Origin of the sequence: Aminobacter sp. LjRoot7 (genome assembly GCF_964252895.1) — a bacterium.
GTDB classification, from domain to species: domain Bacteria; phylum Pseudomonadota; class Alphaproteobacteria; order Rhizobiales; family Rhizobiaceae; genus Aminobacter; species Aminobacter aminovorans_B.
Map to the genome: position 1 here is coordinate 73,715 of NZ_CAXUPX020000005.1, position 25,489 is coordinate 99,203.

At 64.4% G+C, this 25,489-nt stretch carries 27 protein-coding genes and 1 tRNA gene; 10 read left to right on the forward strand and 18 right to left on the reverse strand.

From position 1 onward, the window contains the following. Positions 1 to 74 precede the first annotated feature (74 nt). Positions 75 to 617, forward strand: coding sequence for a TIGR02281 family clan AA aspartic protease (locus ACSQ3E_RS15820; protein WP_436123436.1), 543 nt, complete (start codon positions 75 to 77; stop codon positions 615 to 617). A 3-nt stretch (positions 618 to 620) separates the two neighbouring features. Here the strand turns inward: ACSQ3E_RS15820 and ACSQ3E_RS15825 are convergent, their stop codons facing one another. Further along, positions 621 to 1,577, reverse strand: a complete 957-nt coding sequence (locus tag ACSQ3E_RS15825) for an AraC family transcriptional regulator (protein ID WP_436123437.1) — start codon at positions 1,575 to 1,577, stop codon at positions 621 to 623. A 75-nt stretch (positions 1,578 to 1,652) separates the two neighbouring features. Here ACSQ3E_RS15825 and ACSQ3E_RS15830 point away from each other — a divergent pair, with 75 nt between their 5' ends. Continuing rightward, positions 1,653 to 2,867, forward strand: coding sequence for an MFS transporter (locus ACSQ3E_RS15830; protein ID WP_436123438.1), 1,215 nt, complete (start codon positions 1,653 to 1,655; stop codon positions 2,865 to 2,867). Between the two features lie 33 nt (positions 2,868 to 2,900). Here the strand turns inward: ACSQ3E_RS15830 and deoA are convergent, their stop codons facing one another. The 6 genes from deoA to ACSQ3E_RS15860 form a co-directional block, all read right to left on the reverse strand. Then, positions 2,901 to 4,220, reverse strand: coding sequence for a thymidine phosphorylase (deoA, locus tag ACSQ3E_RS15835; RefSeq protein WP_436123439.1), 1,320 nt, complete (start codon positions 4,218 to 4,220; stop codon positions 2,901 to 2,903). A gap of 237 nt (positions 4,221 to 4,457) precedes the next feature. Continuing rightward, the gene (locus ACSQ3E_RS15840; protein WP_310319893.1) at positions 4,458 to 5,264 is read right to left on the reverse strand and encodes a purine-nucleoside phosphorylase; all 807 of its coding nucleotides are present in this window, start codon (positions 5,262 to 5,264) and stop codon (positions 4,458 to 4,460) included. Next, a complete protein-coding gene (gene cdd / locus ACSQ3E_RS15845; RefSeq protein ID WP_436123440.1) occupies positions 5,261 to 5,653 on the reverse strand; it encodes a cytidine deaminase in 393 nt (130 codons plus the stop codon). Before cdd ends, ACSQ3E_RS15840 begins: the two co-directional genes overlap by 4 nt. A gap of 2 nt (positions 5,654 to 5,655) precedes the next feature. Beyond that, positions 5,656 to 6,627 carry an ABC transporter permease gene (locus ACSQ3E_RS15850; RefSeq protein ID WP_214392146.1) on the reverse strand — a complete coding sequence of 324 codons (972 nt, stop codon included), beginning with the start codon at positions 6,625 to 6,627 and terminating at the stop codon, positions 5,656 to 5,658. 1 nt (position 6,628) lies between these two features. After that, positions 6,629 to 7,771 carry an ABC transporter permease gene (locus ACSQ3E_RS15855; protein WP_436123441.1) on the reverse strand — a complete coding sequence of 381 codons (1,143 nt, stop codon included), beginning with the start codon at positions 7,769 to 7,771 and terminating at the stop codon, positions 6,629 to 6,631. Then, the gene (locus ACSQ3E_RS15860) at positions 7,768 to 9,300 is read right to left on the reverse strand and encodes an ABC transporter ATP-binding protein (protein ID WP_310319904.1); all 1,533 of its coding nucleotides are present in this window, start codon (positions 9,298 to 9,300) and stop codon (positions 7,768 to 7,770) included. Before ACSQ3E_RS15860 ends, ACSQ3E_RS15855 begins: the two co-directional genes overlap by 4 nt. 167 nt (positions 9,301 to 9,467) lie before the next feature. On the opposite strand from ACSQ3E_RS15860, the gene ACSQ3E_RS15865 reads away from it, so the two are divergent. Then, on the forward strand, positions 9,468 to 9,677 hold the full coding sequence (locus tag ACSQ3E_RS15865) for a SlyX family protein (protein WP_067954658.1): 210 nt from the start codon (positions 9,468 to 9,470) through the stop codon (positions 9,675 to 9,677). A 36-nt stretch (positions 9,678 to 9,713) separates the two neighbouring features. On the opposite strand, the gene ACSQ3E_RS15870 is transcribed toward ACSQ3E_RS15865, so the two are convergent. The 5 genes from ACSQ3E_RS15870 to ACSQ3E_RS15890 form a co-directional block, all read right to left on the reverse strand. Next, a complete protein-coding gene (locus ACSQ3E_RS15870) occupies positions 9,714 to 10,085 on the reverse strand; it encodes a VOC family protein (protein ID WP_436123442.1) in 372 nt (123 codons plus the stop codon). An 85-nt stretch (positions 10,086 to 10,170) separates the two neighbouring features. Beyond that, positions 10,171 to 11,160 carry a BMP family lipoprotein gene (locus tag ACSQ3E_RS15875; protein ID WP_184770036.1) on the reverse strand — a complete coding sequence of 330 codons (990 nt, stop codon included), beginning with the start codon at positions 11,158 to 11,160 and terminating at the stop codon, positions 10,171 to 10,173. Positions 11,161 to 11,354: 194 nt separating this feature from the next. After that, complete coding sequence (msrA, locus tag ACSQ3E_RS15880) at positions 11,355 to 12,020, reverse strand: peptide-methionine (S)-S-oxide reductase MsrA (RefSeq protein WP_436123443.1); 666 nt, start codon at positions 12,018 to 12,020, stop codon at positions 11,355 to 11,357. 53 nt (positions 12,021 to 12,073) lie between these two features. Next, positions 12,074 to 12,394 carry a hypothetical protein gene (locus ACSQ3E_RS15885; protein ID WP_310319922.1) on the reverse strand — a complete coding sequence of 107 codons (321 nt, stop codon included), beginning with the start codon at positions 12,392 to 12,394 and terminating at the stop codon, positions 12,074 to 12,076. A 70-nt stretch (positions 12,395 to 12,464) separates the two neighbouring features. Continuing rightward, positions 12,465 to 13,178, reverse strand: a complete 714-nt coding sequence (locus ACSQ3E_RS15890) for a hypothetical protein (protein WP_310319925.1) — start codon at positions 13,176 to 13,178, stop codon at positions 12,465 to 12,467. A 350-nt stretch (positions 13,179 to 13,528) separates the two neighbouring features. Between ACSQ3E_RS15890 and ACSQ3E_RS15895 the strand changes: the two genes are divergently transcribed. After that, positions 13,529 to 13,618: transfer RNA gene (locus ACSQ3E_RS15895), tRNA-Ser, on the forward strand. Positions 13,619 to 13,659: 41 nt separating this feature from the next. On the opposite strand, the gene ACSQ3E_RS15900 is transcribed toward ACSQ3E_RS15895, so the two are convergent. From ACSQ3E_RS15900 to ACSQ3E_RS15915, 4 genes are all read right to left on the reverse strand, one after another. Beyond that, positions 13,660 to 14,829, reverse strand: a complete 1,170-nt coding sequence (locus ACSQ3E_RS15900) for an aminotransferase class I/II-fold pyridoxal phosphate-dependent enzyme (protein ID WP_436123444.1) — start codon at positions 14,827 to 14,829, stop codon at positions 13,660 to 13,662. Positions 14,830 to 15,033: 204 nt separating this feature from the next. Beyond that, entirely contained in the window at positions 15,034 to 15,252 is a 219-nt protein-coding gene (locus ACSQ3E_RS15905; RefSeq protein WP_310319930.1) for a hypothetical protein, read from the reverse strand. Positions 15,253 to 15,387: 135 nt separating this feature from the next. After that, positions 15,388 to 15,597 (reverse strand): cold-shock protein, encoded by a 210-nt coding sequence (locus ACSQ3E_RS15910; RefSeq protein WP_115729494.1) that lies wholly within the window; start codon positions 15,595 to 15,597, stop codon positions 15,388 to 15,390. Between the two features lie 324 nt (positions 15,598 to 15,921). Beyond that, positions 15,922 to 16,410 carry a RidA family protein gene (locus ACSQ3E_RS15915; protein ID WP_436123445.1) on the reverse strand — a complete coding sequence of 163 codons (489 nt, stop codon included), beginning with the start codon at positions 16,408 to 16,410 and terminating at the stop codon, positions 15,922 to 15,924. A gap of 355 nt (positions 16,411 to 16,765) precedes the next feature. On the opposite strand from ACSQ3E_RS15915, the gene ACSQ3E_RS15920 reads away from it, so the two are divergent. Then, entirely contained in the window at positions 16,766 to 17,449 is a 684-nt protein-coding gene (locus tag ACSQ3E_RS15920) for a TetR/AcrR family transcriptional regulator (RefSeq protein WP_436123446.1), read from the forward strand. A 39-nt stretch (positions 17,450 to 17,488) separates the two neighbouring features. Here ACSQ3E_RS15920 and ACSQ3E_RS15925 read toward each other — a convergent pair whose 3' ends face one another. Continuing rightward, positions 17,489 to 17,641 carry a hypothetical protein gene (locus ACSQ3E_RS15925; RefSeq protein ID WP_310319940.1) on the reverse strand — a complete coding sequence of 51 codons (153 nt, stop codon included), beginning with the start codon at positions 17,639 to 17,641 and terminating at the stop codon, positions 17,489 to 17,491. Positions 17,642 to 18,327: 686 nt separating this feature from the next. Between ACSQ3E_RS15925 and ACSQ3E_RS15930 the strand changes: the two genes are divergently transcribed. The 5 genes from ACSQ3E_RS15930 to ACSQ3E_RS15950 all read left to right on the forward strand — a co-directional run bounded on the left by ACSQ3E_RS15930 (position 18,328) and on the right by ACSQ3E_RS15950 (position 24,005). Further along, complete coding sequence (locus tag ACSQ3E_RS15930) at positions 18,328 to 19,389, forward strand: ABC transporter substrate-binding protein (RefSeq protein ID WP_436123447.1); 1,062 nt, start codon at positions 18,328 to 18,330, stop codon at positions 19,387 to 19,389. A 30-nt stretch (positions 19,390 to 19,419) separates the two neighbouring features. After that, positions 19,420 to 20,469, forward strand: coding sequence for an ABC transporter ATP-binding protein (locus tag ACSQ3E_RS15935; RefSeq protein WP_436123448.1), 1,050 nt, complete (start codon positions 19,420 to 19,422; stop codon positions 20,467 to 20,469). Next, positions 20,466 to 21,386, forward strand: coding sequence for an ABC transporter permease (locus ACSQ3E_RS15940; protein ID WP_436123449.1), 921 nt, complete (start codon positions 20,466 to 20,468; stop codon positions 21,384 to 21,386). Before ACSQ3E_RS15935 ends, ACSQ3E_RS15940 begins: the two co-directional genes overlap by 4 nt. Beyond that, positions 21,379 to 22,179 (forward strand): ABC transporter permease, encoded by an 801-nt coding sequence (locus ACSQ3E_RS15945; protein WP_436123450.1) that lies wholly within the window; start codon positions 21,379 to 21,381, stop codon positions 22,177 to 22,179. The genes ACSQ3E_RS15940 and ACSQ3E_RS15945 overlap by 8 nt, the downstream gene beginning before the upstream one ends. A 122-nt stretch (positions 22,180 to 22,301) precedes the next feature. Beyond that, positions 22,302 to 24,005 carry a glycoside hydrolase family 3 N-terminal domain-containing protein gene (locus ACSQ3E_RS15950; RefSeq protein ID WP_436123451.1) on the forward strand — a complete coding sequence of 568 codons (1,704 nt, stop codon included), beginning with the start codon at positions 22,302 to 22,304 and terminating at the stop codon, positions 24,003 to 24,005. A 3-nt stretch (positions 24,006 to 24,008) separates the two neighbouring features. On the opposite strand, the gene ACSQ3E_RS15955 is transcribed toward ACSQ3E_RS15950, so the two are convergent. Next, positions 24,009 to 25,478, reverse strand: coding sequence for an amidase (locus ACSQ3E_RS15955; RefSeq protein WP_436123452.1), 1,470 nt, complete (start codon positions 25,476 to 25,478; stop codon positions 24,009 to 24,011). Between the last annotated feature and the right edge of the window lie 11 nt (positions 25,479 to 25,489).

Genomic DNA, 25,489 nt, shown 5'->3' on the forward strand with positions numbered 1-25,489 from the left:
GACATTGGGAGGGCGGCGTTAAAGCCGCGATCACCTTGTCCGGACTATCGTGACTCCTCAAATCAGGGCGTCACATGCTGCGTAAGCTCATCATATTCGGTGTCTGTGCTGGCGCATCCGCGTCGGTGCCGATGCTTTGGGACAAGGACGGCGAGAAGTTCAAGGCGCTGACCGAGATGGCGACGGGCAACAGTGCACCCGCACCCCGGCCTATCGAGGTTAGCGCAGCGACCGCTTCCACGTCGGGCCGCAGCGTGACAATCAACGCCGACATGCGCGGCCATTTCACGGCGAGCTTCAAGATCAACGGGCGCTCGATCGACGCGATGGTCGACACTGGGGCGACGCTCGTGGCGATCAACCTTTCGACCGCGCGCAAGGCCGGGGTGAAGGTGGCACCGGGTGACTTCACCCAGCAGGTCAACACCGCCAACGGTGCGGCACGCGCAGCGCTTGCGCGCATCGACAGGCTGCAGATCGGCCGGATCAGCGTCGACGACGTGCCGGTGGTGGTGCTCGAGGACAAGGCGCTCGACGGCACGCTGATCGGGATAAGCTTCCTGTCGCGCCTCAAGAAGTATCAGGTCGAAAACGGCGCGCTGCTTCTGGTGCAGTGAGCCTCAGGCCGCGTTCTGCTGGTCCGCCGTCCTGAAATGGCCGGGAGGCTGGCCGATGACACGCTTGAAGGCGCGGCTGAAGGCAGCTTCCGAATCGTAGCCCAGGCGAGACGCAACGACCGAGATGCGCAGGCGATCGCGGACGAGCCATTGCCGTGCCTGATGCATCCTGACCTGGGTGACGTAGCGCGCCGGCGTTTCGCCGACGATGGCCGCGAAGCGGTCGGCGAAACCAGAGCGCGAGGCGCCCATCATCCGGGCCAGCGCCTCGACCGTCCAGTTGTGGCTCGGTTCGAGATGGATCGCGGCCAGCACCTTGCCGATCTTGGGATCCCTGACGGCGGCGATCCAACCGCTGGAATCGCCGCAGCCGCGCTCGACCCATGAGCGGATGATGATGGCGGCGAGCACGTCGGCAAGCCGGGCGACGATGCCAGCGGAACCGACGCGCTCGAGCTTGACCTCGCGCGCCATGGTTTCGAGCATGTGGGTGATGCCGGGATCATGCGCCTCGAGTTCGGTGGTGCGCATGACGTCGGGCATCATGCCGAGCAGCGGGTGCAGGCCATCGAGGTTGAAATACATGCTGCCGCAGAACAGCAGCGTGCCCGGCCGGCAGCCCTCGGTCGACAGGCAGAACACCTTCTCGCAGATCTGCTTGATCTCGTAGCCGTTGATCGGCGACGACTTGGCGCCCGGTTCGCTGGCGATCGCATGCGCCACGCCGCGCGGCAGCAGCACGGCGTCGCCGCAGCGAAGCTCGACCCACTCGCCGCTGGGCTGCCGCAGCCAGCAGGCCTTCTGGCCAACGAAGTAGAAGCGCGCCGTGGCCTGGGCCGGAAACTCGATGTTCCACGGCTCCTTCAGCTCCCAGCGACCGTATTCGACACCTTCCAGGCGCAAGCCGCGCAGGATGGCGGTCAGCGGGTCAGCGGCAAGTTTGGACGAACGATCATTCATGCTGGCGTTTCTAGCATGGAAACGCCAATTCGCCACCCCCATGTTGCACCGCACTGCAATCGGAGAGCCTCCCCCATGAACGATATCGCGACCGCAACGCTGGACGGTATCCCAATCCAGCAAGCGAAAGCCGAGGAGCGCGCGGAACCCCTGTGGGGTGCTGTGGTGTCGCTGTCGCTCGGCGTGTTCGGCCTTGTGACGGCCGAGTTCCTGCCGGCCAGCCTGCTGACGCCTCTGGCGCAGGATCTCGGCATCACCGAAGGCACCGCCGGACAGGCGGTGACGGCGACGGCTGTCATCGGTGCCATCGCCGCGCCGACCATGTCGATCATCACCAAGCGCATCGACCGCCGGCACGTCATGCTCGGCCTGACGCTTTTGCTGATCGTCTCGAGCGTGCTTGCGGCGACGGCCTGGTCACTGCCCTCGCTGCTGTTCGCGCGCGTCCTGCTCGGCATGGCGCTCGGCGGCTTCTGGTCGATGTCGGCAGCCATCGCGATGCGACTGGTGCCAAGCGACGTCTTCCCGCGCGCGATGTCCATCATCCTCACCGGCGTTTCCGTCGCCACCGTCTGCGCCGCACCGATCGGAGCCTATGTCAGCGACGTCTGGGGATGGCGCACCGCCTTCATGCTCGCCGCGGCAGTCGGCGTCGTGACGCTGATCGTCCAGTTCGCGACCCTGCCCAAGCTGCCTCCGGTGAGCGTGTCCAGCTTCCGCAGCCTGCTTGACGTCTCCAGGAACCCGATGGTCAGGGTCGTGCTGCTCGTCGTCCTTTTGACTGCCTCCGGGCATTTCGCCGGCTTCACCTATGTCAGGGCCTTCCTGGAACAGGTACCGGTGCTCACCATCGAAAACGTCTCGCTGGTGCTGCTGGCCTTCGGCATCGGCGGTTTCTTCGGCAATTTCGCCGGCGGCTTCCTCGCCGAGCGTAACCTCAAGGCAGCCGTCATGCTTGCGCCGCTGCTGATTGCAGTCTCAGCTGTTGCACTGCTGCTGCAGGGTGCATCGCCTGTTATCTCCGCCATCGCCGTTGCGGCGTGGGGTTTTGCCTTCGGCGCCGTGCCGGTTGGCGTGCAGACATGGATGGTGCGGGCTGCGCCCGACCAGGCGGAAAGTGCCGGCGGACTGCTCGTCGCGACCTTCCAGGTGGCGATCGCGCTGGGCGCCGTGTTCGGCGGCCTGCTGGTCGACAATTCAGGCGTTGCCAGCGCCTTCGCCTACAGCGGCGCAGCGACGCTGCTGGCTGCAATCGCCGTTGCCTGCTTCGGTAGGAAGCACGCAAGCTGACCTTGTCGGACGTGAGTTGCGCCGCGTGGCTAACTAGCTGCGCGGCGCAATGCGTCTGGCGATGACTTTTGCCGCTGCGGGCTTTGAGTCGTCCAGCGTGTAGGCCGCAAGCACCGAAGCGGCGGCAGTTTCCGCCGCAAACGGACTGCGGCCATGGACGTGGGCGAGCGCGTCGCCTGCCCGCACCTCGGTGCCGACCGGCAGCAGCCCGGTGATGCCGACAGCGTGGTCGACCTTGTCCTCGGGCCGGGTGCGGCCGCCGCCCAGCGCGACGACGGTTAGGCCGATGTCGCGGGTGGCGATGGCTGAGACAAAGCCGCTGCGCGGGGCTTTGACCACCAGTTCCACGTCCGCCTTGGGCAGGTACTTTGCCGGGTTCGCCACAAAATCGGCCGGACCGCCGAGGACTGAGACCATGCGGCCGAAGATGTCGGCGGCAGTGCCGTCGGCGAGCGCGGTGCGCGCCCGCTGAAGCCCCTCGCGCTGCGAGCTGGCCCGGCCAGCGGACAACAGCATCTCGGCGGCGAGCGCCAGCGTCACCTCTTCGAGGCGCGGATCGCGGAAGCGGCCGGTGAGGAAATCGACAGCGTTCTGGACCTCGACGGCGTTGCCGGCGGCGGAGGCCAGCGGCTCGTTCATGCCGGTGATCAGCGCGGTGGTCTTGAGGCCAGCGCCATTAGCGACCTCGACGAGGCTTGTGGCGAGTGCCGACGCATCACGCGCGCTTTCCATGAAGGCGCCATTGCCGATCTTGACGTCGAGCACCAGCGAACCGAGGCCGGCAGCGAGCTTCTTGGACAGGATCGAAGCGGTGATGAGCGGCACCGATTCGACCGTCGCGGTGACGTCGCGCACGCCGTAGAAGCGCTTGTCGGCGGGGGCGAGGTCTGATGTCTGGCCGATGATGGCGCAGCCGGCTTCACGCACCGTGCGGCGGAACAGGGCAAGGTCGGGCTGGCTGGCGTAGCCCGGGATCGAATCCATCTTGTCGAGCGTGCCGCCGGTGTGGCCGAGGCCACGGCCGGATATCATCGGCACATAGGCCCCGCAGGCAGCGACGATGGGCGCCAGCATCAGCGAGACGTTGTCGCCGACGCCACCGGTGGAATGCTTGTCGGTGGCGGGACCGGGCAGGTCCGACCAGTCGAGCACGTCGCCGGAATCGCGCATGGCTGACGTCAGCGCCACCGCCTCGTCGCGGCTCATGCCGTTGAAGAAGACGGCCATGCCGAAGGCCGCGATCTGGCCCTCTGACACAGCGCCCGAGGTGATGCCCTGGACAAAGGCGGCGATTTCAGCCGGGGCGAGCGCCTTGCCGTCGCGCTTGCGGCGGATGATTTCCTGCGGGAGCATCAGATGATGCTCCCGATCCGGGAAGGCTGACGCTCGACGTTGCCCCCCTCTGGCCTGCCCGCCATCTCCCCCTCAAGGGGGGAAATCGCCTGTGGCACCCTCGCTGCCCGTATTGCGGTGCTGGCGATTGGCGAAAGTGGAGATGAAGGCTGATCTCCCCCCTTGAGGGGGAGATGGCCGGCAGGCCAGAGGGGGGCGCGAAGGAACGAAATGTTCTCCGCAGTCGCCACCCTGTCCTCAGCCATCGAGCGGGCCCTTTTCGAACATCTTGCGCAGAACCGTCGCGAGGCGGCCGCCACCGATGGGGGCCATATCCTTGGTCTCGCGATGCGACAACTCGGCCCCCGTCATGCCGGCGGCGAGATTGGTGATGACCGAACAGGCGAGCACCTTGAGGCCGAGGAAGCGGGCAATGATCGCTTCCGGCACGGTCGACATGCCGACCGCATTGGCGCCGAACATGCGGGCCATGCGGATTTCGGCCGGCGTCTCGAAGGACGGGCCGGAGAACCACATGTAGACGCCCTTGTGCAGGTCGATGGCGGCAGCTGCAGCGGCAGCTTCGAACGCCTTGCGCAGACCGGCGTCATAGGCCTCGGTCATGCCGACGAAACGGCGGTCGGTCGGCTCGCCGAACAACGGGTTGGCGCCGGCGAAATTGATATGGTCCTCGATCAGCATGATCGAGCCGGGCAGCATTTCAGGATCGACGGAACCGGCGGCATTGGTCAGCACGAGCTGGGTGACACCGATGCCGGCAAGCGTCTCGAGCGCCGGCCGCATGACCGAGGCGTCGCCATGCTCGTAATAATGGGCGCGGCCGGCCATCATGATGACAGGCTGGCCGCCAAACAGGCCGGCAACGAGCTCGCCGGCATGACCGGTCACGCCGCTGCGGGGGAAACCGGGCAAGGCGGCGTAAGGGATGCGGACGGCGTTCTCGACCTCGTCGACCAGGCCGCCGAGGCCGGAGCCCAGCACCATGGCGGTTGCTGGAGCGAGACCGTCGAGTTGCTCGACGAGGCGATCGACGGCTTCCTTCATTTCAGGATCTCACCTTCAAAACCGTAGGGCAGCATCTGGCCCATGGTGACCGTTTCGACGATGCCGGCAGCGTCGCAGAGATACAGTTTGGTGTCCGGGCTGGTGAATTCGGCGAGGCGCTGGCGGCAACCGCCACAGGGCGTGATACGGGCCATGCGTTCGGCGACGACCGCGATCTCGGTGATCTTGCCGCCGCCGCCCATGATGTAGTGGCCAAGCGCCGTGGTCTCGGCGCACCAGCCCTCGGGATAGGACGCGACCTCGATATTGGCGCCGGCGAAGACCCGGCCGTCCTCGGTGCGCAGTGCCGCGCCGACGGGGAATTTCGAATAGGGCGCGTAGGCCTTGGCCATGGCGGCTGTCGCCGCCTGGAAGAGATCATGGGACAAGATCAGCGCTCCTTCACATAAGGCACGCCGCCTGCGCGGGGCGGGATGGCCTTGCCGATGAAGCCGGCGAGCAGGATGACGGTGAGGATGTAGGGCAGCGCCTGCATCAGCTGGACCGGCACCTTGCCGATGAGCGGCAGCGGCGTGCCCTGCAGGCGGATCGACAGCGCGTCGAGGAACCCAAACAGCAGGCAGGCGAACATCGCCGGCACCGGCTTCCACTTGGCGAAGATCAGGGCGGCGAGCGCGATGTAGCCGCGGCCGGCGGTCATGTCCTTGACGAAGCCGGCGTTCTGGGCGAGCGCCATGTAGGAGCCGGCAAGGCCGGTGAGGATGCCGGTGCAAATGACGGCGCGATAGCGCAGCCAGGCGACCGAGATGCCCGCAGTGTCGACTGCAGCCGGGTTTTCGCCCACGGCGCGCAGGCGCAGGCCGAAGCGGGTGCGGAACAGCACCCACCAGGTGAACGGCACGGCGAGGAAGGCGACGTAGGTCAACAGCGAATGGCCCGACAGCAGGCCGGAATAGAGCTGGCCGATGACGGGCACGTCGCGCAGGGCGTCGGCACCGGGCAGCTTGATCTCCCCAAAGCGGCCTTCCGGCGGCAGCGAGGGCGTGCGCCCACCCTGCTGGAACCAGGCCTGGCCGAGGATGATTGTCGACCCGGCGGCAATGAAGTTGATGGCTACGCCAGAGACGATCTGGTTGCCGCGATGGGTGATGGAGGCAAAGCCGTGGACCAGCGCCATGCCGACCGAAACCAGCACGGCGACGAGCAGGCCGATCCACGCCGAAGCGAACACAGCCGCAGCCGCCGCTCCGGCAAATGCACCGGCCAGCATCTTGCCTTCAAGGCCGATGTCGAAGACGCCGGCACGTTCCGAATAGAGGCCGGCGAGGCAAGCGAGCAGCAGCGGCACCGAAACGCGGATTGTCGAGTTCAGGATGTTGATGAGCGCGTCGACGAATTCCATTTCAGGCACGCTCCCCTTTGGTCGCCGTGATGCCGACCGATCGTGGACTGACACTGGCGAAGATGCCCTGGATCGTCGGCCGGAACATGTTTTCCAGCGCACCGGCGAACAGGATCACCAGGCCCTGGATGATGACGATCATGTCGCGGGAAATGTTCGGCATCTCGAAGGCGAGTTCGGCGCCGCCCTGGTAGAGCATGCCGAACAGGATCGCCGCCGGCACGATGCCAGCCGGATGCGAGCGGCCCATCAGCGCCACTGCGATGCCGACGAAACCGGCGCCGGAAACGAAGTCGAGCGGCACGTTGTGCTGGTCGCCCATGATCGGGTTGAGCGCCATCATGCCGGCGAGCGCGCCCGAAATCAGCATGGTGACGATGATGATGCGGGTTTCCGAAATGCCGGCGTAGCGCGCGGCCTTCGAGCTGAAGCCGAAGGTGCGGATCTCGTAGCCGAGCTTGGTGCGCCAGATCAGCACCCAGACCAGGAAGGCCATGACCAGCGCCAAAAGGAACGAGATGTTGAGCGGCGCCGACGGCCTGACGGTGAGGCCGAATTCGGCAAGAAGCCAGCCGAGTTTGGGCAGTTGCCCGCCCTCGACGAACTGACGCGTTTGCGGCGCCATCGAGCCGGCCGGCTTCAGCACGTTGACCAGCATGTAGACCATCACCGACGCGGCGATGAAGTTGAACATGATGGTGGTGATGACGATATGCGAGCCGCGCTTGGCCTGGAGATAGGCCGGGATCAGCGCCCAGAGCGCGCCGAACAGCGCGGAAGCTATGATCGCCATAGGGAAGACGACCCACCAGGGCAGCGTACTGTCGAAGGCCAGCACAACGACGGCGATGCCGAGGCCGGCGATATAGGCTTGGCCTTCGCCGCCGATGTTGAACAGGCCGCAATGGAAGGCGACCGCGACCGCCAGACCGGTGAAGATGAAGTTGGTGGCGTAAAACAGCGTGTAGGCGAGGCCCTGGCCGCTGCCGAAGGCGCCCTCGACGAGGATGACCGCGGCACGCAGCGGGTTTTCGCCGACAAGCAGTACGACAAGGCCGGCGACGACGAAGGCGACGAGCAGGTTGATGAGGGGAATGAGCCCGTAGTCAGCCCAGGCCGGGAGTTTTGCGTAAGGCGTGCTCATTCGGCGGCCTCCTTGTGTTCGACGCCTGCCATCAGAAGCCCAAGCTCGCCTTCGCTGGTTTCGGGCCCGCGCTCGCCGACGACGCGGCCGGCGAACATCACCAGGATGCGGTCGGACAGCGAGCGGATCTCGTCGAGCTCGACCGAGACCAGCAGCACGGCCTTGCCCTGGTCACGCATCGCGATCAGGCGCTTGTGGATGAATTCGATGGCGCCGACGTCGACTCCGCGGGTCGGCTGGCCGACGATCAGCACGCCGGGGTCCTGCTCGATCTCACGCGCGAGCACGATCTTCTGCTGGTTGCCACCGGAGAAATTGGCTGTCTTGAGCCGGGGATTGGCCGGGCGGATGTCGTATTTCTCGATCTTTTCCTGCGCGTCCTTCTGGATCGCGTCGAGATTGAGGAACGGGCCTTTGAGATATTGCGGCTTGTCGTGATAGCCGAGGATCGAATTCTCGCTTTCGTCGAAGGCGAGCACGAGGCCGACATGGTGGCGGTCTTCCGGCACATGGGCGAGACCGCGGTCGCGCAATTCGCCGGGATCGGCCTGGCCGGTCAGGTCGATTGGCTTGCCGTCGAGCATGACCGTGCCCGAAACCGCCTTGCGGATGCCGGACACGGCTTCCATCAGCTCCGACTGGCCGTTGCCGGCGACACCGGCGATGCCGACGATCTCGCCGGCGCGGATGTCGAAGGACACGTCGTCGACCATGGTGACGCCGCGCGAATCCTTGACCGTCAGGTTCTTGACCGCGAGCTTGACGGCGCCGGGCTTGGCCTCGCCTTTTTCGACACGTAGCAGCACGCGGCGGCCAACCATCAGCTCTGCTAGTTCCTCGACGGTGGTTTCGCTGGTCTTGCGGGTCGCCACCATCGTGCCTTGGCGCATGACCGAAACGTTGTCGGTGATCGCCATGATCTCGCGCAGCTTGTGCGTGATCAGCACCACCGTCTTGCCCTGCTCCTTCAGCTGCTGGAGGATGCGGAACAGATGGTCGGCCTCGGCCGGGGTGAGCACGCCGGTGGGCTCGTCGAGGATGAGGATTTCGGCGCCGCGATAGAGCGCCTTGAGGATTTCGACGCGCTGCTGCAGGCCGACGGGCAGTTCCTCGATGATCGCATCGGGATCGACCTCGAGGCCGTATTCCTGCTCCAGCCGGCGCAGCTCGGAACGCGCCTTGGAGATCGACTTGTTGAGCAGCGCCTCACCTTCGGCGCCGAGGATGACGTTTTCCAGCACCGAGAAATTCTCGACCAGCATGAAGTGCTGGTGAACCATGCCGATGCCTGCGGCGATGGCATCATTCGGTGTCTTGATGTTCGTCGGCTTGCCATTGACGCGGATTTCACCGCTGTCGGCCTGGTAGAAGCCGTAGAGGATCGACATCAGCGTCGACTTGCCGGCGCCGTTTTCACCGATGATGCCGTGGATGGTGCCACGCGGTATTTCGAGCGCGATGTCGCGGTTGGCGCGGACAGCACCAAAACTCTTGTTGATGCCGATCAGTTCGATAGCTGCTTCCGCCATACGACCGTCCCACCTCAGGTTTCTTATGTTCTTGTTATGGCTTGCCGAAAGAGCTAGCACGCCGATACTGCCCTGCCAATCGGCTCGCCCCGTGCCCCCAAGGAATTGACCGAACCGTGGCCAATTTCGACGCGACGACCGATATGACGGCCCAATGAGGATCGCCCATGACCACGCCCGATGACCGGCTGACGACGCTGGAAATACGCGCCGCCGAACAGGAGCATACGATCGAGGAGCTTTCCGGCCAGATCGCCGAACAGTGGAAGACCATCGAGCGGATGCAGAAGAAGCTCGACGCCCTCACCGAGCGTTTCCTGGTGCTCGAGGAACAGACGGCACCCGACACGCCGGTGACCAAGCCGCCCCACTGGTAAACCAGCTTTCCGATCACGATCCAGGCCGACCAAGGTTCAGGCCAGACCGGCCGCGTCGGATGGCTGCCACAGCTCGATCGGATTGCCCTCGGGATCGTGGATCCGGCAGAACCGTCCGACCTCGGAGTCCCACTCCGCCCGCGTTTCCACCGCGATGCCTGCGGCCTTCAAGTCGGACATCGCCGCGTCGAGGTCATCGACGCGCAAATTGATCAACCAATGCTGCTCCGGACGGCCGAAATATTCGGTGTCCCGGCTGAAGGGCGAAAGGATCGTCGGCCCCGCCTGTTGTTTCCAGACCGCGCGCGAAATGTCCGTGATGCCGAGGTGCTTTTCGTACCAGGCAGCGAGTGCTTGAGGATCATTGGCGCGAAAGAAGAAGCCGCCAATTCCGGTCACGGTGAACATTGACTGCCGTCCCAAAAGACTGGGCCACAACGATCCACGCCGCCGGACGCTGCCCGGCGGCGTGGATTTCGATCAGGCTAACCGATCAATAGGGGCACTTGTCGTCCGAGGTGTAGTCATGCACCTGGATCGTGCCGGCGATGATGTCGGCCTTGGCCTTTTCGACCGCTGCCTTCATCTCGTCGGTGACGAGCGCCTTGTTGTTGTCGTCCATGGCGTAGTCGACGCCACCTTCCTTGAGGCCGAGATTGTTGATGCCACCTTCGAACTTGTCGTTCTTGGCATCCATGAAGGCGTTGTAGACAGCGACGTCGACGCGCTTGAGCATCGAGGTCAGCACCTTGCCCGGCTGCAGGCCGTTCTGGTTGGAGTCGACGCCGATGCCGAGCTTGCCGCCGTCGGCAGCAGCTTGGAGCACGCCGACACCGGTGCCGCCGGCTGCTGCGTAGATGACGTCAGCGCCCTGCGAAATCTGGGTCTTGGTGATTTCGCCGCCCTTGGTCGGGTCGTTCCAGGCGGCAGGGGTGTCGCCGGTCATGTTCTGGATGACTTCGGTGGCACCGGCAGCCTTGGCGCCGCCGACATAACCGCAGCCGAACTTGCGGATCAGCGGAACGTCCATGCCGCCGACGAAGCCGACCTTCTTGGACTGCGAGGCAAGGGCTGCCATGACGCCCACGAGGTAGGAGCCTTCGTGCTCCTTGAACACGATCGACTTCACGTTTGGCTTCTCGACGACCATGTCGATGATGGCGAACTTGAGGTCCGGATAGTCGGCAGCGACCTTGGCGAGCGCCTCGGACCAGGCAAAGCCGGCCATGACGATCGGGTTGCGGCCATCCTCGGCGAAGCGGCGCAGGGCTTGGTCGCGCTGCGAGGCGTTGGAGACTTCGAACTCGACATAAGCAATGCCGGTCTCGGCCTTGAACTTCTCGGCGCCGTTGAAGGACGCTTCGTTGAACGACTTGTCGAACTTGCCACCGAGATCGTAGAGCAGCGCCGGCTGAACATCAGCAGCGAGCGCCGGAAGGCACATGGCGGTAGCCGCCAGAAGGCCGAGGACGATACGTTTCATGTGATCAACACCCTGTCGGTTGTCTTTTTTGCAATCGCCGCGCGAGCCGTTCCTCCGGCTGCCGCACGGCCTATGGCGAGGATCTCTCCCCCCGCGCATGGCCATATCTTGCACGGGCCAAGACAAAATTCACGCGGAATCTTGACCTTTTGGAAAAATGCACAGGCATCGCAAATGGCGCGTGAAACGAATGTCTAAACGGCGGCCTTCTCAGGGATTGCGCAAGCAACGCCGGTGCCCTTGAGGCCACAATAGCCATGGGGATTCTTGGCAAGGTATTGCTGGTGATCGTCTTCGGCGAAATAGAACTGGGGTGCTGTGCCAATCTCGGTGGTGATCTTTTCGCGTCCGGCAGCCTTGAGTGCTGACTGATAGGCATCGCGCGAGGCAATCGCCTCGGCCAGCTGGGCATCCGAGAAGGTGTAGAGCGCCGAACGGTAGGTGGTGCCGACATCGTTGCCCTGGCGCATGCCCTGGGTCGGGTCGTGGCTCTCCCAGAAGATCTTCAGCAACTCGGCATAGCTGGCCTTCGTCGGATCATAGATCACCAACACGACTTCGGCATGACCGGTCAGGCCCGTGCACGTCTCCTGGTAGGTCGGATTGGGCGTAAGCCCACCGGCATGACCGACAGCGGTCACCCACACGCCTGGAGTCTGCCAGAACAGGCGCTCCGCACCCCAGAAGCAGCCAAGGCCGAAAAGCGCCTGCTCGAAGCCTTCGGGATATGGCCCCTTGAGCGGGCGCTTGGAGACGTAATGCTTGGAGGCGGTCGGGATGGCCCGCTCGCGGCCGGGCAGCGCTTCGCTCGAAGTCGGCAGCTTGAGCTTCTTGTTCAGCATGTCGCTCAGGAAAAACATCTGCCTTCTTTCCTTGTCGTTGCGCCGAACCCTGTCGCGCCTCGGCTGCGGCCTCAGACCTCGCCGGTGAAGCGGCCTGCACGACGCCGGTGGCCAATCGCGTAGAGCAGGAAGGCGAGCACGGCGAAGACCGCGAAGCCCGGCTGGTTGAGCACCGGCACGACGAAGCTGTCCCAGACGGCCGGTCCGGTCTTTTCGCGGACGAATGTCTCGGTCGCGGCAAGGGTATCGGGCGAGGCCGTCGACCAGCTGGTGTCGAGCGGGGTCATGACAAGCCGTGACACGGCAACGGTGCGGGTGGCGTCGAGCACGGCCATGATGACGGCGACCGAGAGCGCTATTGCGGCGGCAAGACGGAACACGAAGCGGATCATCGGTGGTCCTGGATATCGATTATGAACGAGAAATAGGCCGCGTGGCCGGCGGGTGCAATCGAAGACACGGCTAATTGACAGGCGTTTGCGGCGGGACTGCCGGCTTCGGCTTGCGGCGATTGACCCGCCAGACGGCGAAGATGCCGCCCGCAACCGCGCCGACAAGCAGGCCGCCGAGGCCGATCAACACGACGAAATAGCCGCAGGCGCCTTCGAAGCAGCTCATGTCGGTGGCTTCGGAAATGGCAGTGCCAATCGCGAGCCCGAGACCTGTTCCCAGCGCCCCACCGACAACGACGCCGATGATGGCAGCAACGACAGAGACCAGCAGCCGCGGCCGCTCGTGCGGGGCTTTGCTCAACAAGGCCTGTGGCTGGTCCTGTCGGCCGACCAGCCAGATCATGGCAAGGCCGATGGCGATCTCGCCGCCGTCCCAGGCGAGACCTTCAAGGCCGAAGGCAAAGTTGGGCATGACAAGAATATAGATCTGCTTGAGGACGATGAAGGCGATGATCGTCCACTGCCAGATGGTGAAGTTGCGCGGGAAGCGAACATCGCGATTGTAGGCGAGCACGACCAGATAGATGCCCCAGGCAATCGTCACCGCGCTGAAGGCGACCGAGGCATAGATCAGCCCCAGCACTGCCGATGGCATCGAAAAATCGAGCATGATGGCAAAGCTGGCGTCGATGCCGCGCGCGCTGAGCGCCATGACAAGGCACAACCAGGCCACCGGCAGCCAGCGCCAGATGTCCCAGCCGGACGGTTCGTTCTCGGACGACATCGAATCTCCCCCTGCCCCTGAGGACCACTTTGTGACAGAGAGCCAGGCACTTGCAAGGACGGCAACGACGGCGCCGGGAACTCGCCCTGTGGCCGCGACCCGCCCCATTGCCGGCGCTGGATGCTACCGGGATCATTTTGCCTGATAACATTTGCCACGTCAGCGCTTGGCAAGCGGCGCAGGATCGACTAGATGAGCCCCGCAGCCGGACGCTCAAATGTGTTCGGCGGCAGGCGATGGGTGCCCGGCAGGTTGGCTGCACCCGAATGACGGCTCAACGAGCCGACGCCAAGGAGATGCGTGCACTCCCAACCGGCCCGGCATAACCAGCCGGCGCAAAGCGCGCATGCGGAGAGGTGGCCGAGTGGTTGAAGGCGCACGCCTGGAAAGTGTGTTTACGGGAGACCGTAACGCGGGTTCGAATCCCGCTCTCTCCGCCAGCTATCAAATTGCGAACCCCTGCATCCCGATTTGAACGGCGTTAGGCTGCAACCTCGAAGACAGGAAGGCTCGCCTCGATCATCTCTGCAGTGCCCGTCAGGCTGATCCGGAAATCCGTAGGCCGGTCGAAGAGCGTTCCCGGCATCACGAAGACACCTTGATCCGCCAGTCTGCGGGTGAAGCCAACCGACTCGCCGCCCGGCGCGCGGCCCCAGAGATAGAATGTGCCTTCTGGCTTGGTCATGCTGTAGCCCCATTGCGTCAGCGCGCCGTGCAGCCGGTCGCGTTTACGCTGAAGTGCGCCGATGTCGATGCTCATCCTTTCAAGATCGCCGACCGCATATTGCAGCGGCGCATCGGGAAAATTCCAGCCGCCACCAACCTGCGAAGTCAACGCCGCCGCGCGCAGGGCCTGCTTGTCGGCTTCTGGCATGGACGGGGAGATTGCGAGGTAGCCGATGCGCAGGCCAGGCGCGAGCAGGATCTTGCCGTAGCTGTAGTCGATGAGCGTGTGGGGGTAGACGGCGGCGGGGCTGGTGAAGGGCACGCCGTCGAAGCGGATGCGGCGGTAGGGTTCGTCGGACAGGATGAAGATTGGGCGGCCAAACTCAGCCGACTTGCGGGTGAGCATGGCGGCGAGTTCGGTCAGACGTTCCCGGCTGTAGATGACGCCCGTCGGATTGTGCGGGGTGTTGACGACAACGATCCGCGTGCGCGGCGTGATCGCAGCCTCGATGGCGGCCACGTCGAGGTCGAATGTTCCTTCGGCGAGCGGGACCGGAACCGGTACAGCATTGCGGGCGCGCAGTGTGGTGGCATAGCAGAACCAGCCCGGCAGCGGGATGACGCATTCGTCGCCGGGGTCAAGCAGCAGGGAAAAGGCGAGCGCGATCGCACCGAAGGCGCCCTGTGTCATCGCGATGTCCTCGGGGTGGAATGGCAGCCCGAGTTCGGCGCCAAGGGCCTCGGCAATCACCGTGCGCGGCTCCTCTTCGCTGGTCTTGTAAGCGAACCAGTTCGCGCGTTTCGGCTCCGTCCTAGCTTTGATCGCCGCCACCATCGCAGGCAGCGGCATTTCGTGCGGATTGCCGAAGGTGAGATCGGCGCGCACATCCTTGTCGTCGACGCCGTCGCGATAGCTGCTGAAGAACCTGAAAACCGTGTCGATGGCGTCGGCCGACGAGATCGCGCGCGCAGACAGAATGCTCATAGGGTCGCTCCCGGTGCTCGGCAAAGCATGCGCTCGGGCAGCGCCAGAGTAAACGGGGCGTTCAGGTGAGCCGGCAACCCGCTCGCCTGGAAGCGGTTCAGATTTCGACGACGGTGAGCGCCTGGACGACTGACGCCAGGGGATGCGCGACCCTGGCGAGGCCAGCCATTGCTGACCGCCCAGCCGCTGATCTTGTCGTTATTTCTAAATAGCTTTGCCTTTGCGGGCGGGCGCCGAAATTGCAGCAAGCTCGCTGGCTTCCCTTTCCAGCCGTAGCGCGCGCAAGCGCAAGGTCTTTTCCTCGCGCTGCTGAACGACCGCGTCGATCTCGGAGTTGATCCGATTGCGGGCAAGAGATTGCGACTGCGTCTTGCCGAAGGCTGACTCGGCTTGCTCTCGTGCCTTGCTCTGGGAATCGGTCATGCTTGTTCCTACAGTTTCGAAAAGAGGCCGCGCGCTGGCAACAAAAAAGCCAGGCAAACTGCCTGGCTTTTGTAGTCGCTCGCGCCCTGTAACGGTGCCAGTACATCCGTGGTCACCGAAGGGTGCAAAGTTTGATCAGGCGGCCTGCAGCTGGCCGGCAGACATCTTGCCCGACTTGTTGTCGCGCTCCATCTCGTAGGCGATCTTCTGGCCTTCGACGATTTCACGCATGCCGGCCCGTTCTACAGCGGAAATATGGACGAACACGTCCGGACCGCCGTTGTCAGGCTGGATGAAGCCGAAGCCCTTGGTAGCATTGAACCATTTCACTGTGCCAGTGGTCATAACAAACCCCTTTCGTGGCAAATATTCATCGACAGCCAGGCGAATGCACGGCTGTTTCACATCGCGATTTTATTTGAAGGGATGTTCGTTGGCGCACAGTGTTTTTGCGCAATAACAAAAATCGAACAAGCAAATATCGACAGCCGGTATTTATATTTATTAGCCGTCGCTGTCAATTTTATTATTCTGCTCGCCAAGATCGACGTTTCTCCGGCTGGAAATTCCAGGTCCAACGGGATGCGCGATCCCGGCGAGGCCGGCATCCCGATTGACGGTCAAACATCGATGCCGAGCGACGCATTGGTCACGCCGAGCGAGCCACCGCTACTTCAGCATGACGATGGCTTCGACCTCGAAGAGCATGGGGGCGACGGCGAGCTTGGGGACGGGGATCAAAGTCTGCGCCGGCAGCGTGTCGCCAAACATCTCCTTGACGTTCTGGGTCAGCACGCCAAGCTTCGACATGTCGTGGTCGACCACGTACACGGTGAGCTTGGCGACCTGGCCGGGCTTTGCGTCAAGCGCGTCGAGGGCGCTGCGCAGGTTGGCGTAGGCCTGCTTCACCTGCACCGCGAAGTCGGGCGACAGGCTGCCCGTGGCGTCCTGGCCACCCTGCCCCGAGATGTAGGCGACCCGCGCGCCGGCGGGCACGATAACCGCTGTGCTGTAACCGTTCGGCGTGGGGTCGTAGAGATTCTGAGGATTGACGATAGTCAGCTTGAGATCGCTCTCGTTGGCCGTCGTCGTGGTGGGAACTGCCATGGTCATGGTGAGTAGGCCTCCGACAAGCAGGTGCTTGATTGTGCGTGACATGATTTTTCTCTTTGGCTCCACGGACCGCGGGCAACGTGCGCTCGCAGCCGGCATCGAACTTCGGCCCACCGTCGACGGGATGACTCGTACGATGTGCGATTATTTAAATGGTACTGTGTACTAGTCAACTGCCGAACATCGACATTGCTGACGCAGCCTGCCAAAATCGAGGCCCCGGCCAGCGGTTCGATTCTGGAAAATCGCCTGGGGTTCGACATCAGGCGGGTGCGAATTTCAGCGTCGGGGTACTGGTAACTTATTGATTGCAATGTCGTTTCTATTTCGACTTTCGCCCGAAACACAGATAGCGGCGATGAGGCGGACTTCAAAGTCACGGCGGCGGCGAGGAAATTGAATGGCAGTCAAGCGCAGCGGCAAGAAGCGGTCTCAGGTCAAGACATTGGCGGCGCGGGAGCCGCGCAGCGAGCCGGCACTATCGCTGGAGCGGATCGTGGCGACCGCGGTGGAGTTGCTGGACAGCCAGGGCATCGACGGGTTGACGATGCGCCGGCTGGCCGACCGCCTCGGCTCGGGCGTGATGAGCCTCTACTGGCATGTCGACAACAAGGAGGACGTCTTCGACCTCGCGCTCGACAAGGTGCTCGAATACCGCGCGTCGCCCGAAATGGCCAAGCCCCAGGACTGGCGCGAAGACGCCCTCCATGTGCTCGAGGACTGGCGCGCCAGCATGCTGCGCCATCCCTGGTCGGCATCGCTTTTGCCGCGCCGGGCACTAGGGCCGAACATCCTCGGCCGCCTGGAACTGCTCGCCAGGGCCTTGTCCAGGGCCGGCGTGGCGGATGCGGATCTGAACGTCGCGATCTGGTCGCTGTGGAACCACGTGATGGGCTCGACCATCACCCGGGCGAGCTTCGAGCTGTCGGACGAAGACAAGGCCGCAGCACAGCAACGCCTCACCGGCCTAAGCGAACACTACCCGACGATCGAACGCTCCCGCTTGCTGCTGGACAGCGATTGGGACGGCACCTTCCGCAAAGGCCTCGACTATCTGCTCTATGGCCTTGTCCCGAGGCAGTGAACAGGCGCCATTCCCGGACGATACGGCGGGCCTTTCCTGCTAGCGCAGCATGCACCAGTTCTTGGGCAGATGTTTTGGTCTGGCCATGGACAGGCCGGCACGGAGGGCCTCGTCGAGGTCTGGCGTGATGTATGCAGTCTCCGGGCCGCCACCGAAATGGTTGACCCGATGGCTCCCGCCCCTCTTGCTCATGAGAATTCCAACCAGCCGCAGCTGTTCCTGTACTTCCCGATACGTCATTGTACGCAATCCCCGCCGTTCCCAGAAATCCCCCATCAACATTAGTGAGCACTAAAATTATGCGCTGAGCAAGGATTGGGTTAACGAATGGTGAATTCGGGCTGTAGCCGAGGGCAAGACATCGTCCCTTGCTCCGCGTGATGCCCAGAACTTCGAGCGAGGTGTTCCAGTCGTCTCCCACGGGCCTCAGCTACCGGCGCCATTTGCTCATGGGGAGGAACTCTGGGCGGCCCAGCGGGTTGAGGTGGTGGAGCGAAGATCCAGAACCACTTTTCGCTCTATCAGCGGGGCCTGCCGCGACCCCCTCCCGGCAGGCCTTCGCTGTTTCAGTGCGCGCGCGTCTCAGCTATGTCGGGTAGCGAGCTTTTTCAGGTCGTGCCCGGCCGCCGCCGCTTGGTCACACCGCTGTCGGCGCTCCGTGCGGATGCGGCTTCTCGGACTTGGGAAATAGCGAGAACAAAATTATCGATAAGCCAATCGATAAATCGCGGATACCTGCCCAACATGCCCTACGGTAATTCTGGACCTGGCCCTGGCGACACAGCCAAGGGCGCTGAACACCGGGCAAACCAAGCCTTCCAGTGCTGTTCAGGGAAAATAAAACCGCTGGACGAAAACCAGCCCCGTGGGGAATTGCCATGATCCGGAAAAATGTGAGGAACTCTCTTTCAGCCTGTGCGCTGCTTGCTGCGTGGGGCATTGCAGGCCAGGCCGCCCAGGCGGCTGAGGTGACCGTCGCCGTCGGCGGCGGCGTGATCCAGGAGGTCGGCCGCGAGACCCTGTGGGGACCGGCTGCCAAGACGCTCGGCAACACCGTGCGCGAGGAAACCATCAACGACGCCTATGCCTCGGTGAAGCTGCAGGCGGCGGCCAATGCGGTGACCTTCGACCTCGTCCAGACCAACGCCTTCCAGGCTGAAAAGGGCGGCCGCGAAGGCCTGTTCATGCCGCTCGACTACAGCGTCATCGACTCCAAGGACTTCATCGAGGGCACAGCGCAGAAGTATTGCATCTCTGCGCTGATCTTCTCCTGGGTCATGGCCTGGAACACCGACGCCTACAAGGACAAGGCGCCACAGACTTGGGCCGACTTCTGGGACGTCGAGAAGTTCCCCGGCCGCCGCGCCATGCGCAACGACGCCGAGGCGCAGCTCGAGATCGCGCTGCTCGCCGACGGCGTGCCGATGGAAAAGGTCTACGAGGTGCTGGGATCGGAAGGCGGCATGCAGCGCGCGCTCGACAAGATCGAGCAGTTGCGTCCGCACATCGCGGTGTGGTGGAATTCGGGTGCCCAGCACGCGCAGTTGATGAAGGACAAGGAAGTGGACATGTCGGTGGGCTGGAACGCCCGTTTCGAAGCCGCCAAAAAGGACGGTGCTGCGATCGACTACACCTTCAACCAAGGCGTCATGAGCATGGATTGCTGGGCGGTTCCAGTCGGAGCCCCGCATGCCGCCGAAGCGATGAAGATGATCAACGAGATGTCCAAGCCGGACGCCCAGGCGAAGTTCTCGGTCGGGGTGAAATATGGTGCTGCCAACAAGCGTGCCTATGAGACCGGCCTCATCCCGGACGACGTCTCGAAGAAGCTGCCGACCTATCCCGACAACGCCGCGCACCAGCTTGCCCAACGCAACGAATGGTGGGTCGAACATGTCGGCGAAGCCCAGCTCGGCTTCCAGGAAATGATGTCGCGCTGAGCGCGGCAGGAACGGGTCGGCTCAAACGACATGACAAGTGCAGCGTTCATCGAAATCCGCAATCTTTCGAAAGCCTACGGATCCTTCCGCGCCCTCAACGACGTCGGCCTCGACGTCGGGCGCGGCGAGTTCCTGAGCATTCTCGGCCCGTCGGGCTCCGGCAAGACCACGCTACTGATGGCGCTTGCCGGGTTCGTCAGGCCGGATCGCGGACAGATCTCCGTCGATGGACGCGACCTTGTCCGCCTGCCCGCCAACAAGCGCGGCATCGGCGTGGTGTTCCAGAACTACGCCCTGTTTCCACACATGAACGTTGTGGCCAACGTCATGTTTCCCCTGCGCGTCCGCGGCATCGGCCGCGCAGAGGCTTCCGAGCGTGCCCGGAAGGCGCTCGACATCGTCGATCTCGCCAGCATGGCCGAGCGTGACATCGCAACGCTGTCGGGCGGGCAGAAGCAGCGTGTGGCGCTGGCTCGCGCCGTGGTGTTCGAACCCCGGCTGATGCTGATGGACGAGCCGCTGTCGGCGCTCGACAAGAACCTGCGCGAGCAGATGCAGTACGAAATCCGCAAGCTGCATGACCGGCTCGGGCTGACCACCGTCTACGTCACCCACGACCAGCGCGAGGCGCTGACGATGTCGGACCGTATCGCCGTGATGCGCGACGGCGTCATCCGCCAGCTCGGCACGCCGGCTTCGCTGTACCACCGGCCTACCTCGCGTTTCGTCGCCGAGTTCCTCGGCGAGGCCAACATTCTCGAACTCGATGCCGTGGAAAATTTCGCAGCCCCCGCGCGGGATGCCGCCGGGCCGGGCCGCAAGCTGATGATCCGCGCCGAGAGGCTCTCGCTTTCCGATGCCAGCGGCCATGACAACGTGTCACTGGATGGCGTGCTGACGCGCTCGGTGTTCCAGGGCGACAGCTGGCTCATCTCCGTCGATCTGGCGAACGGTGGTGCCGTCTCGGCGCGCATCGCCGCAGCCGAGGCGGCGAATTTCAACCTCGAGGCGCTGACCGAAGGTGCCCCGCTCAAGCTGCATGTACGGCGCGATGCGCTGATCGCGGTGACCGACGCATGAGCGCGCCGGCCATGACCTTGCCGGCAGCGGCCGGTGCCTTCGACAACTCGGCCGCACTCAGGCGCGACCGCAAGCTGGCGCAGATTGGCTTTTTCGGCCTCGCTTTGCCGGCGGTGCTGCTCGTCACCATCGCCATCGTCGTGCCGCTGGCAGCGATGCTCTGGATTTCGATCGCCCGGCCAGATGGTACGGTGTCGCTCGACACCTATCTCAGGATCCTGAGCACGCCGGTCTATACGCGTTCGGTGCTGACGACGTTCCAGGTCAGCGGCATGACGGTGCTGACCTGCGTTGTGCTGGGCACGCCGTTCGCGCTGGTCATGGCCAGCGTCGGCCAGCGGCTCGCTTCGATCCTGCTGCTGGTGGTGATGCTGCCGTTCTGGACGGCCCTTCTGGTCCGCACCTACGCGCTTTCGGTGCTGCTGCAACGCAACGGGCTGGTCAACAGCTTCCTGATCGACATTGGGTTGGTCTCCGAACCCTTGCCGCTGATCAACAATTTCTTCGGCACCATCGTCGGCATGACCCATGTGATGCTGCCGCTGTTCATCCTGCCGGTCTATGCGGCGATCAAGCAGATCGACCACAACATCATCCGTGCCGCGGCGAGCCTCGGCGCCAGCAAGTTCCTGACCCTGCGCGCGGTGATCCTGCCACTGGCCGCCAACGGCATCTTTGCTGGCGCTGTGCTGGTGTTCGTGCTCAGTCTCGGCTTCTACGTCACGCCTGCCATCCTCGGCGGCGGCCGGGTGCCGATGATCTCGACCCGCATCGAGCAGAACGTCTCGGTGCTGTCCGACTGGCCGGCGGCAAGCGCGCTCGGCGTGCTGCTGCTGCTGTCGGTCGGGCTGGTGTTCCTGGTCACGTTCCTGCTTCGTCGCAGCATCAAGGCCCTGGGAGGAGCTGCCAATGTTTGACGGTTTCGATGTCTCGTGGCCGCTGCGCCTGGCGATCGGCTTGTTCACCGCGCTGGTGGCGACCTTCCTGCTCGCGCCTTCGCTGATCGTCGTGCCGATGTCATTCTCGGCATCCGAACTGCTGCAGTTCCCGCCGACCGAATTTTCGCTACGCTGGTGGCAGCAGTACTGGCAGTCCGACCTGTGGATGCCAGCGACCAAGACCAGCCTGCTTCTGGCCACCGTCACCGCCGTGGGCGCCGTGCCGATCGCCTTTGCCGCGGCTTACGCCACGACGCGGTCGCTCGGCTGGGCAAAACTGCCGCTCTATGGCGTGCTCCTGATGCCGGCCACGGTGCCGCCGATCCTCGTTGCCATCGGCCTGTTCTTCGTGCTGGCGCGCATGCACCTTGTAGGCTCGTTCCCGGGCCTGTGGTTGGGGCATACGGTGATCGCCATTCCGACCGCCTATGTCATCCTGTCCGCCGGTTTTGCCCGCTTCGACTTCACCCAGGAAAAGGCATCGCGCAGCCTCGGCGCCGGCTGGTGGCGGACGATGATTTCAGTCGTCATCCCGCAGATGCGTTTTTCGCTGCTGTCGGCCGCTCTGCTTTCCTTCCTGACGTCGCTCGACGAGGTGATCGTGTCGATGTTCGTCGGTGGCGGCGCCAACACGACGTTGACCAAGGTGATGTTCCTCGGCCTGCGTGACCGCGTTGATCCGCAGGCCGCGGTGATCTCGACGATCTGGATCGTACTTGTCGCCATCGTCGTCACGGTAGTGTTCGGACGCCAACGGCAGGAGCAGTCGTGACTGGCTGGTGGCCGGCGCCTGCACCGGCGCCATGCCCTTCCGCGTCCGCAGCTTTTCTGCCAAGCTGATGGTTCGGGCGGCGACAAATCGGTCTCGTGCAGTCCGCCAAGAGTGTGAAGACCATGCCGCTGACAATTGACCGGACCCAACCGAAGGCCGTGGTGTTCGGCTGTTCGGGCACCAGCCTGAATGCCGCAGAACGCAGCTTCTTCCGCGCCGCCCAGCCTTGGGGCTTCATCCTGCACAAGCGCAATTGCGCCGACCCGGCGCAGCTTCGCACATTGGTGGCGGAGCTGCGCGAAAGCGTCGGCCGCAGCGACGTGCGTGTGCTGATCGACCAGGAGGGCGGCCGTGTCGCCCGCTTGGCGCCGCCGCACTGGCGCGCGCCGCCGCCGGCCTCGCTGTTCGCCCAGATCGCCCGCACCGACGTCAAGCGCGCGCTCGACGCCGTGCGCCTCAACGCGCGCCTCGTGGCGGCCGAACTGTTCGATCTCGGCATCGACATCAATATCGCCCCCGTGCTCGACCTGCCGATCGGCAAAGGCGACCTGGTGATCGGCGACCGGGCGCTGGGCGACACGCCGGAGATGGCAAGCATTCTCGGCCGCGCCACCTGCGAGGGCCTGCTCGCCGGCGGGGTGCTGCCAGTCATCAAGCACATTCTCGGCCATGGCCGTGCCCGGCAGGACAAGTCCGAGGCGCTGCTGGTGGTCAACGCCTCGCTCGACGAGATGCAGTCGGCCGACTTCGTGCCGTTCCGTTCGCTGCAGGATATGCCCTGCGCCATGGCGGCACACGTCATCTACCGCGCCATCGACCGCGACGCGCCGGCCACCGCCTCGCGCACCGTCATCGACGAGATCATACGTGGCATGATCCGCTTCGACGGCGTGCTGATGAGCGACGATGTCTCCGATATCAGCCGCACCCATCCGATCGATGCCCAGGTCAGCGCGACACAGGAAGCGGGCTGCGACGTCATCCTGCATGGCAGTGGCGACATGGACGAGATGCAGCGCGTCGCCGATGCTGCCATGCCGTTGTCGGAGAATGCGGTCGAACGCCTGCACCGCGCCGAGCGCATGCGTCGCCGGCCCTCGGCGATAGACCTCGCCGAAACCGCACGCAAGCTGGAGGAATTGCTCAAGCCGCTTGGGGCGCGGGCCCGCCAGTCGGGCGCAACACGCTCGTCGGAGATCGTCGGCAATGTCGCCAAGAAGATCGAACGCGACATCGTGCTCGGCCGCATCCTGCCCAAGGAGCGGATCATGGAGGACGAGCTGGTCTACGGCCTCGGCGTCAAGCGCCACGTCGCGCGCGCCGTGCTGCAGGAGCTGGCACGCACCGGGCTGGTCAAGCTCGAACCTTATCGTGGCGCGGTGGTGCGCCACCTGTCGCCCGACGATTTGGTGAAGCTGCACGACGTGCGCCAACTTCTGATCGCCGCCGCCGTGCAGCGCATCCGCCTGCCGGTGTCGCCGGTGCTGATGAACAAGCTCGAACATGCCAGGCAGATCCACCGTTCGGCGCTTTCGGTCGGCGATCTCGAGCTGGCTTATGTTCAGGACCGTGCCTTCCACGACCTGCTGCTCGAGGCGACCGGCAACGAATTCATTGCCCGCTCGATCCATGATTGCGATGCCGGCATGCGCAGCATCGATGCCGCGAGCCTGATGGCCGACAACCTCGTCGAACCGGCGCTGGCCGAGCATGACGAGATGGTCAAGGCGCTGGAAGAGCAGGATCTCGAACGCCTTGGCAAGTTGTGCGCGGCGCATTTCGACCGGCCGTTCGCCCATCACATGGCGAACGGCGTCCGGCACTGACTGTCAGAACCTGCCACTTGCTCCATTGGCGGCATGGAAGGGCGCGCGCCGGTCGTACCAGGGGCGTGCCCGTTCGAGCGCCGCCGCGAGTTCGATCAGCGTGGCCTCGCCGGCGGGCGGTGCGACAAGCTGGACACCGAGCGGCAGGCCCGAGCGGTCCATGCCGAGCGGCAGCGACAGTGCCGGCTGGCCCGAGACGTTGAACGGCATCATGTAGACCGTGTCCTCGCCCATCGCCGAGGCGTCATAGGCGTCGACGTCCTTGGACATGTCGTAATAGCCGAGCGGGCGGGTGCCCTGCGGCAAGACCGGCAGCAGGACCACATCGTAGCGCGAGGTCAGCGTGGCGATGTGGCGGGAATGCCGGCGCATCGCCTCGATGTCGCGGCTGTGCTGGATGGCGCTCGTTGCGCGGCCGCGCTCGATGGTTGTCCAGATCGTCGCCGACATGTCGGACGGCTTGTTGGGAATTCCCCGCGCCCTGGCGTGATCGTCGAACTGCGCCGCCGTCTGGACCCGGATCATGCCGGTATAGGCGCGCCACACGCCTTCGAAATCATAGTCGAAATCGAACGGCTCGACCTCGTGCCCAAACGCACCGCAGAGCCGCGCGGCATCACAGACGGCCTCGTCGACGACCGCGCTGTTGGCATCGCCGCGCGGATTGTTGAGGCTGAAGCCGATGCGCAGGCGCCTGTTGGCCGGAGTTGTGCTGTCGAGGAACGAGGGCCGCTCCCTGATGTAATAAGGCTCGCCCGGATAGCCGCCCTGCAAGGCGTCGAGCATGGCGGCGCTGTCGCGCACCGACCTCGACACGCATGAGGACTGTCCGCCTCCGAACCAGAAGTCGGCCGCTTCCGGGCCCGGCGAGATGCGGCCGCGCGACGGCTTAAGACCGACAAGCCCGTTGATGGCAGCCGGCACCCGGGTGGAACCGGCGCCGTCGCCGGCGTCGGCCAGTGGAAGATATCCGGCCGCTACTGCCACCGCCGCCCCGCCGCTCGAACCACCTGGTGTCCGGTCGAAGGCCCAGGGGTTGCGCGCAGGGCCGTGCATCGGCGACTCGGTGGTCAGCGACCAACCCCATTCCGGCGCGTTGGTCTTGCCGAGCAGGATGAAACCGGCGTTCTTGGTCCGCTGGGTGATCAGCGAATCCGAATGGGAAACGGTGCCGGCAAAGGACGAGATGCTGTTGGTCGAGGCAACGCCGGCCCAGGAGGTGTGCAGGTCCTTGGCGAGATAGGGCACGCCGGCAAACGGGCCGGCGGGCGGCGTCGTCTCGGCAAGGGCGAGTGCCTGCTCGAAGCAGCGGATGACGACGGCATTGAGCGTGCCGTCGAGCGCCTCGATGCGGGCGATCGACGTCTCGACAAGCTCGCGGGAGCTGACCTCGCGACGGCGCACGAGATCGGCAAGGCCGAGCGCGTCGTAGTCGTCGAACTCCTTGAACGGACCGATTGGCGAGCGCGACATCGGCGTCTCCC

Excerpts from the sequence above, each read along its gene's own strand:
- ACSQ3E_RS15820 (WP_436123436.1), top strand. The coding sequence starts at position 75 with ATGCTGCGTAAGCTCATCATATTCGGTGTCTGTGCTGGCGCATCCGCG.
- ACSQ3E_RS15825 (WP_436123437.1), bottom strand. The coding sequence starts at position 1,577 with ATGAATGATCGTTCGTCCAAACTTGCCGCTGACCCGCTGACCGCCATC.
- ACSQ3E_RS15830 (WP_436123438.1), top strand. The coding sequence starts at position 1,653 with ATGAACGATATCGCGACCGCAACGCTGGACGGTATCCCAATCCAGCAA.
- deoA (WP_436123439.1), bottom strand. The coding sequence starts at position 4,220 with ATGCTCCCGCAGGAAATCATCCGCCGCAAGCGCGACGGCAAGGCGCTC.
- ACSQ3E_RS15840 (WP_310319893.1), bottom strand. The coding sequence starts at position 5,264 with ATGAAGGAAGCCGTCGATCGCCTCGTCGAGCAACTCGACGGTCTCGCT.
- ACSQ3E_RS15850 (WP_214392146.1), bottom strand. The coding sequence starts at position 6,627 with ATGGAATTCGTCGACGCGCTCATCAACATCCTGAACTCGACAATCCGC.
- ACSQ3E_RS15855 (WP_436123441.1), bottom strand. The coding sequence starts at position 7,771 with ATGAGCACGCCTTACGCAAAACTCCCGGCCTGGGCTGACTACGGGCTC.
- ACSQ3E_RS15860 (WP_310319904.1), bottom strand. The coding sequence starts at position 9,300 with ATGGCGGAAGCAGCTATCGAACTGATCGGCATCAACAAGAGTTTTGGT.
- ACSQ3E_RS15865 (WP_067954658.1), top strand. The coding sequence starts at position 9,468 with ATGACCACGCCCGATGACCGGCTGACGACGCTGGAAATACGCGCCGCC.
- ACSQ3E_RS15870 (WP_436123442.1), bottom strand. The coding sequence starts at position 10,085 with ATGTTCACCGTGACCGGAATTGGCGGCTTCTTCTTTCGCGCCAATGAT.
- ACSQ3E_RS15875 (WP_184770036.1), bottom strand. The coding sequence starts at position 11,160 with ATGAAACGTATCGTCCTCGGCCTTCTGGCGGCTACCGCCATGTGCCTT.
- msrA (WP_436123443.1), bottom strand. The coding sequence starts at position 12,020 with ATGTTTTTCCTGAGCGACATGCTGAACAAGAAGCTCAAGCTGCCGACT.
- ACSQ3E_RS15885 (WP_310319922.1), bottom strand. The coding sequence starts at position 12,394 with ATGATCCGCTTCGTGTTCCGTCTTGCCGCCGCAATAGCGCTCTCGGTC.
- ACSQ3E_RS15890 (WP_310319925.1), bottom strand. The coding sequence starts at position 13,178 with ATGTCGTCCGAGAACGAACCGTCCGGCTGGGACATCTGGCGCTGGCTG.
- ACSQ3E_RS15900 (WP_436123444.1), bottom strand. The coding sequence starts at position 14,829 with ATGAGCATTCTGTCTGCGCGCGCGATCTCGTCGGCCGACGCCATCGAC.
- ACSQ3E_RS15905 (WP_310319930.1), bottom strand. The coding sequence starts at position 15,252 with ATGACCGATTCCCAGAGCAAGGCACGAGAGCAAGCCGAGTCAGCCTTC.
- ACSQ3E_RS15910 (WP_115729494.1), bottom strand. The coding sequence starts at position 15,597 with ATGACCACTGGCACAGTGAAATGGTTCAATGCTACCAAGGGCTTCGGC.
- ACSQ3E_RS15915 (WP_436123445.1), bottom strand. The coding sequence starts at position 16,410 with ATGTCACGCACAATCAAGCACCTGCTTGTCGGAGGCCTACTCACCATG.
- ACSQ3E_RS15920 (WP_436123446.1), top strand. The coding sequence starts at position 16,766 with ATGGCAGTCAAGCGCAGCGGCAAGAAGCGGTCTCAGGTCAAGACATTG.
- ACSQ3E_RS15925 (WP_310319940.1), bottom strand. The coding sequence starts at position 17,641 with ATGAGCAAGAGGGGCGGGAGCCATCGGGTCAACCATTTCGGTGGCGGC.
- ACSQ3E_RS15930 (WP_436123447.1), top strand. The coding sequence starts at position 18,328 with ATGATCCGGAAAAATGTGAGGAACTCTCTTTCAGCCTGTGCGCTGCTT.
- ACSQ3E_RS15935 (WP_436123448.1), top strand. The coding sequence starts at position 19,420 with ATGACAAGTGCAGCGTTCATCGAAATCCGCAATCTTTCGAAAGCCTAC.
- ACSQ3E_RS15940 (WP_436123449.1), top strand. The coding sequence starts at position 20,466 with ATGAGCGCGCCGGCCATGACCTTGCCGGCAGCGGCCGGTGCCTTCGAC.
- ACSQ3E_RS15945 (WP_436123450.1), top strand. The coding sequence starts at position 21,379 with ATGTTTGACGGTTTCGATGTCTCGTGGCCGCTGCGCCTGGCGATCGGC.
- ACSQ3E_RS15950 (WP_436123451.1), top strand. The coding sequence starts at position 22,302 with ATGCCGCTGACAATTGACCGGACCCAACCGAAGGCCGTGGTGTTCGGC.
- ACSQ3E_RS15955 (WP_436123452.1), bottom strand. The coding sequence starts at position 25,478 with ATGTCGCGCTCGCCAATCGGTCCGTTCAAGGAGTTCGACGACTACGAC.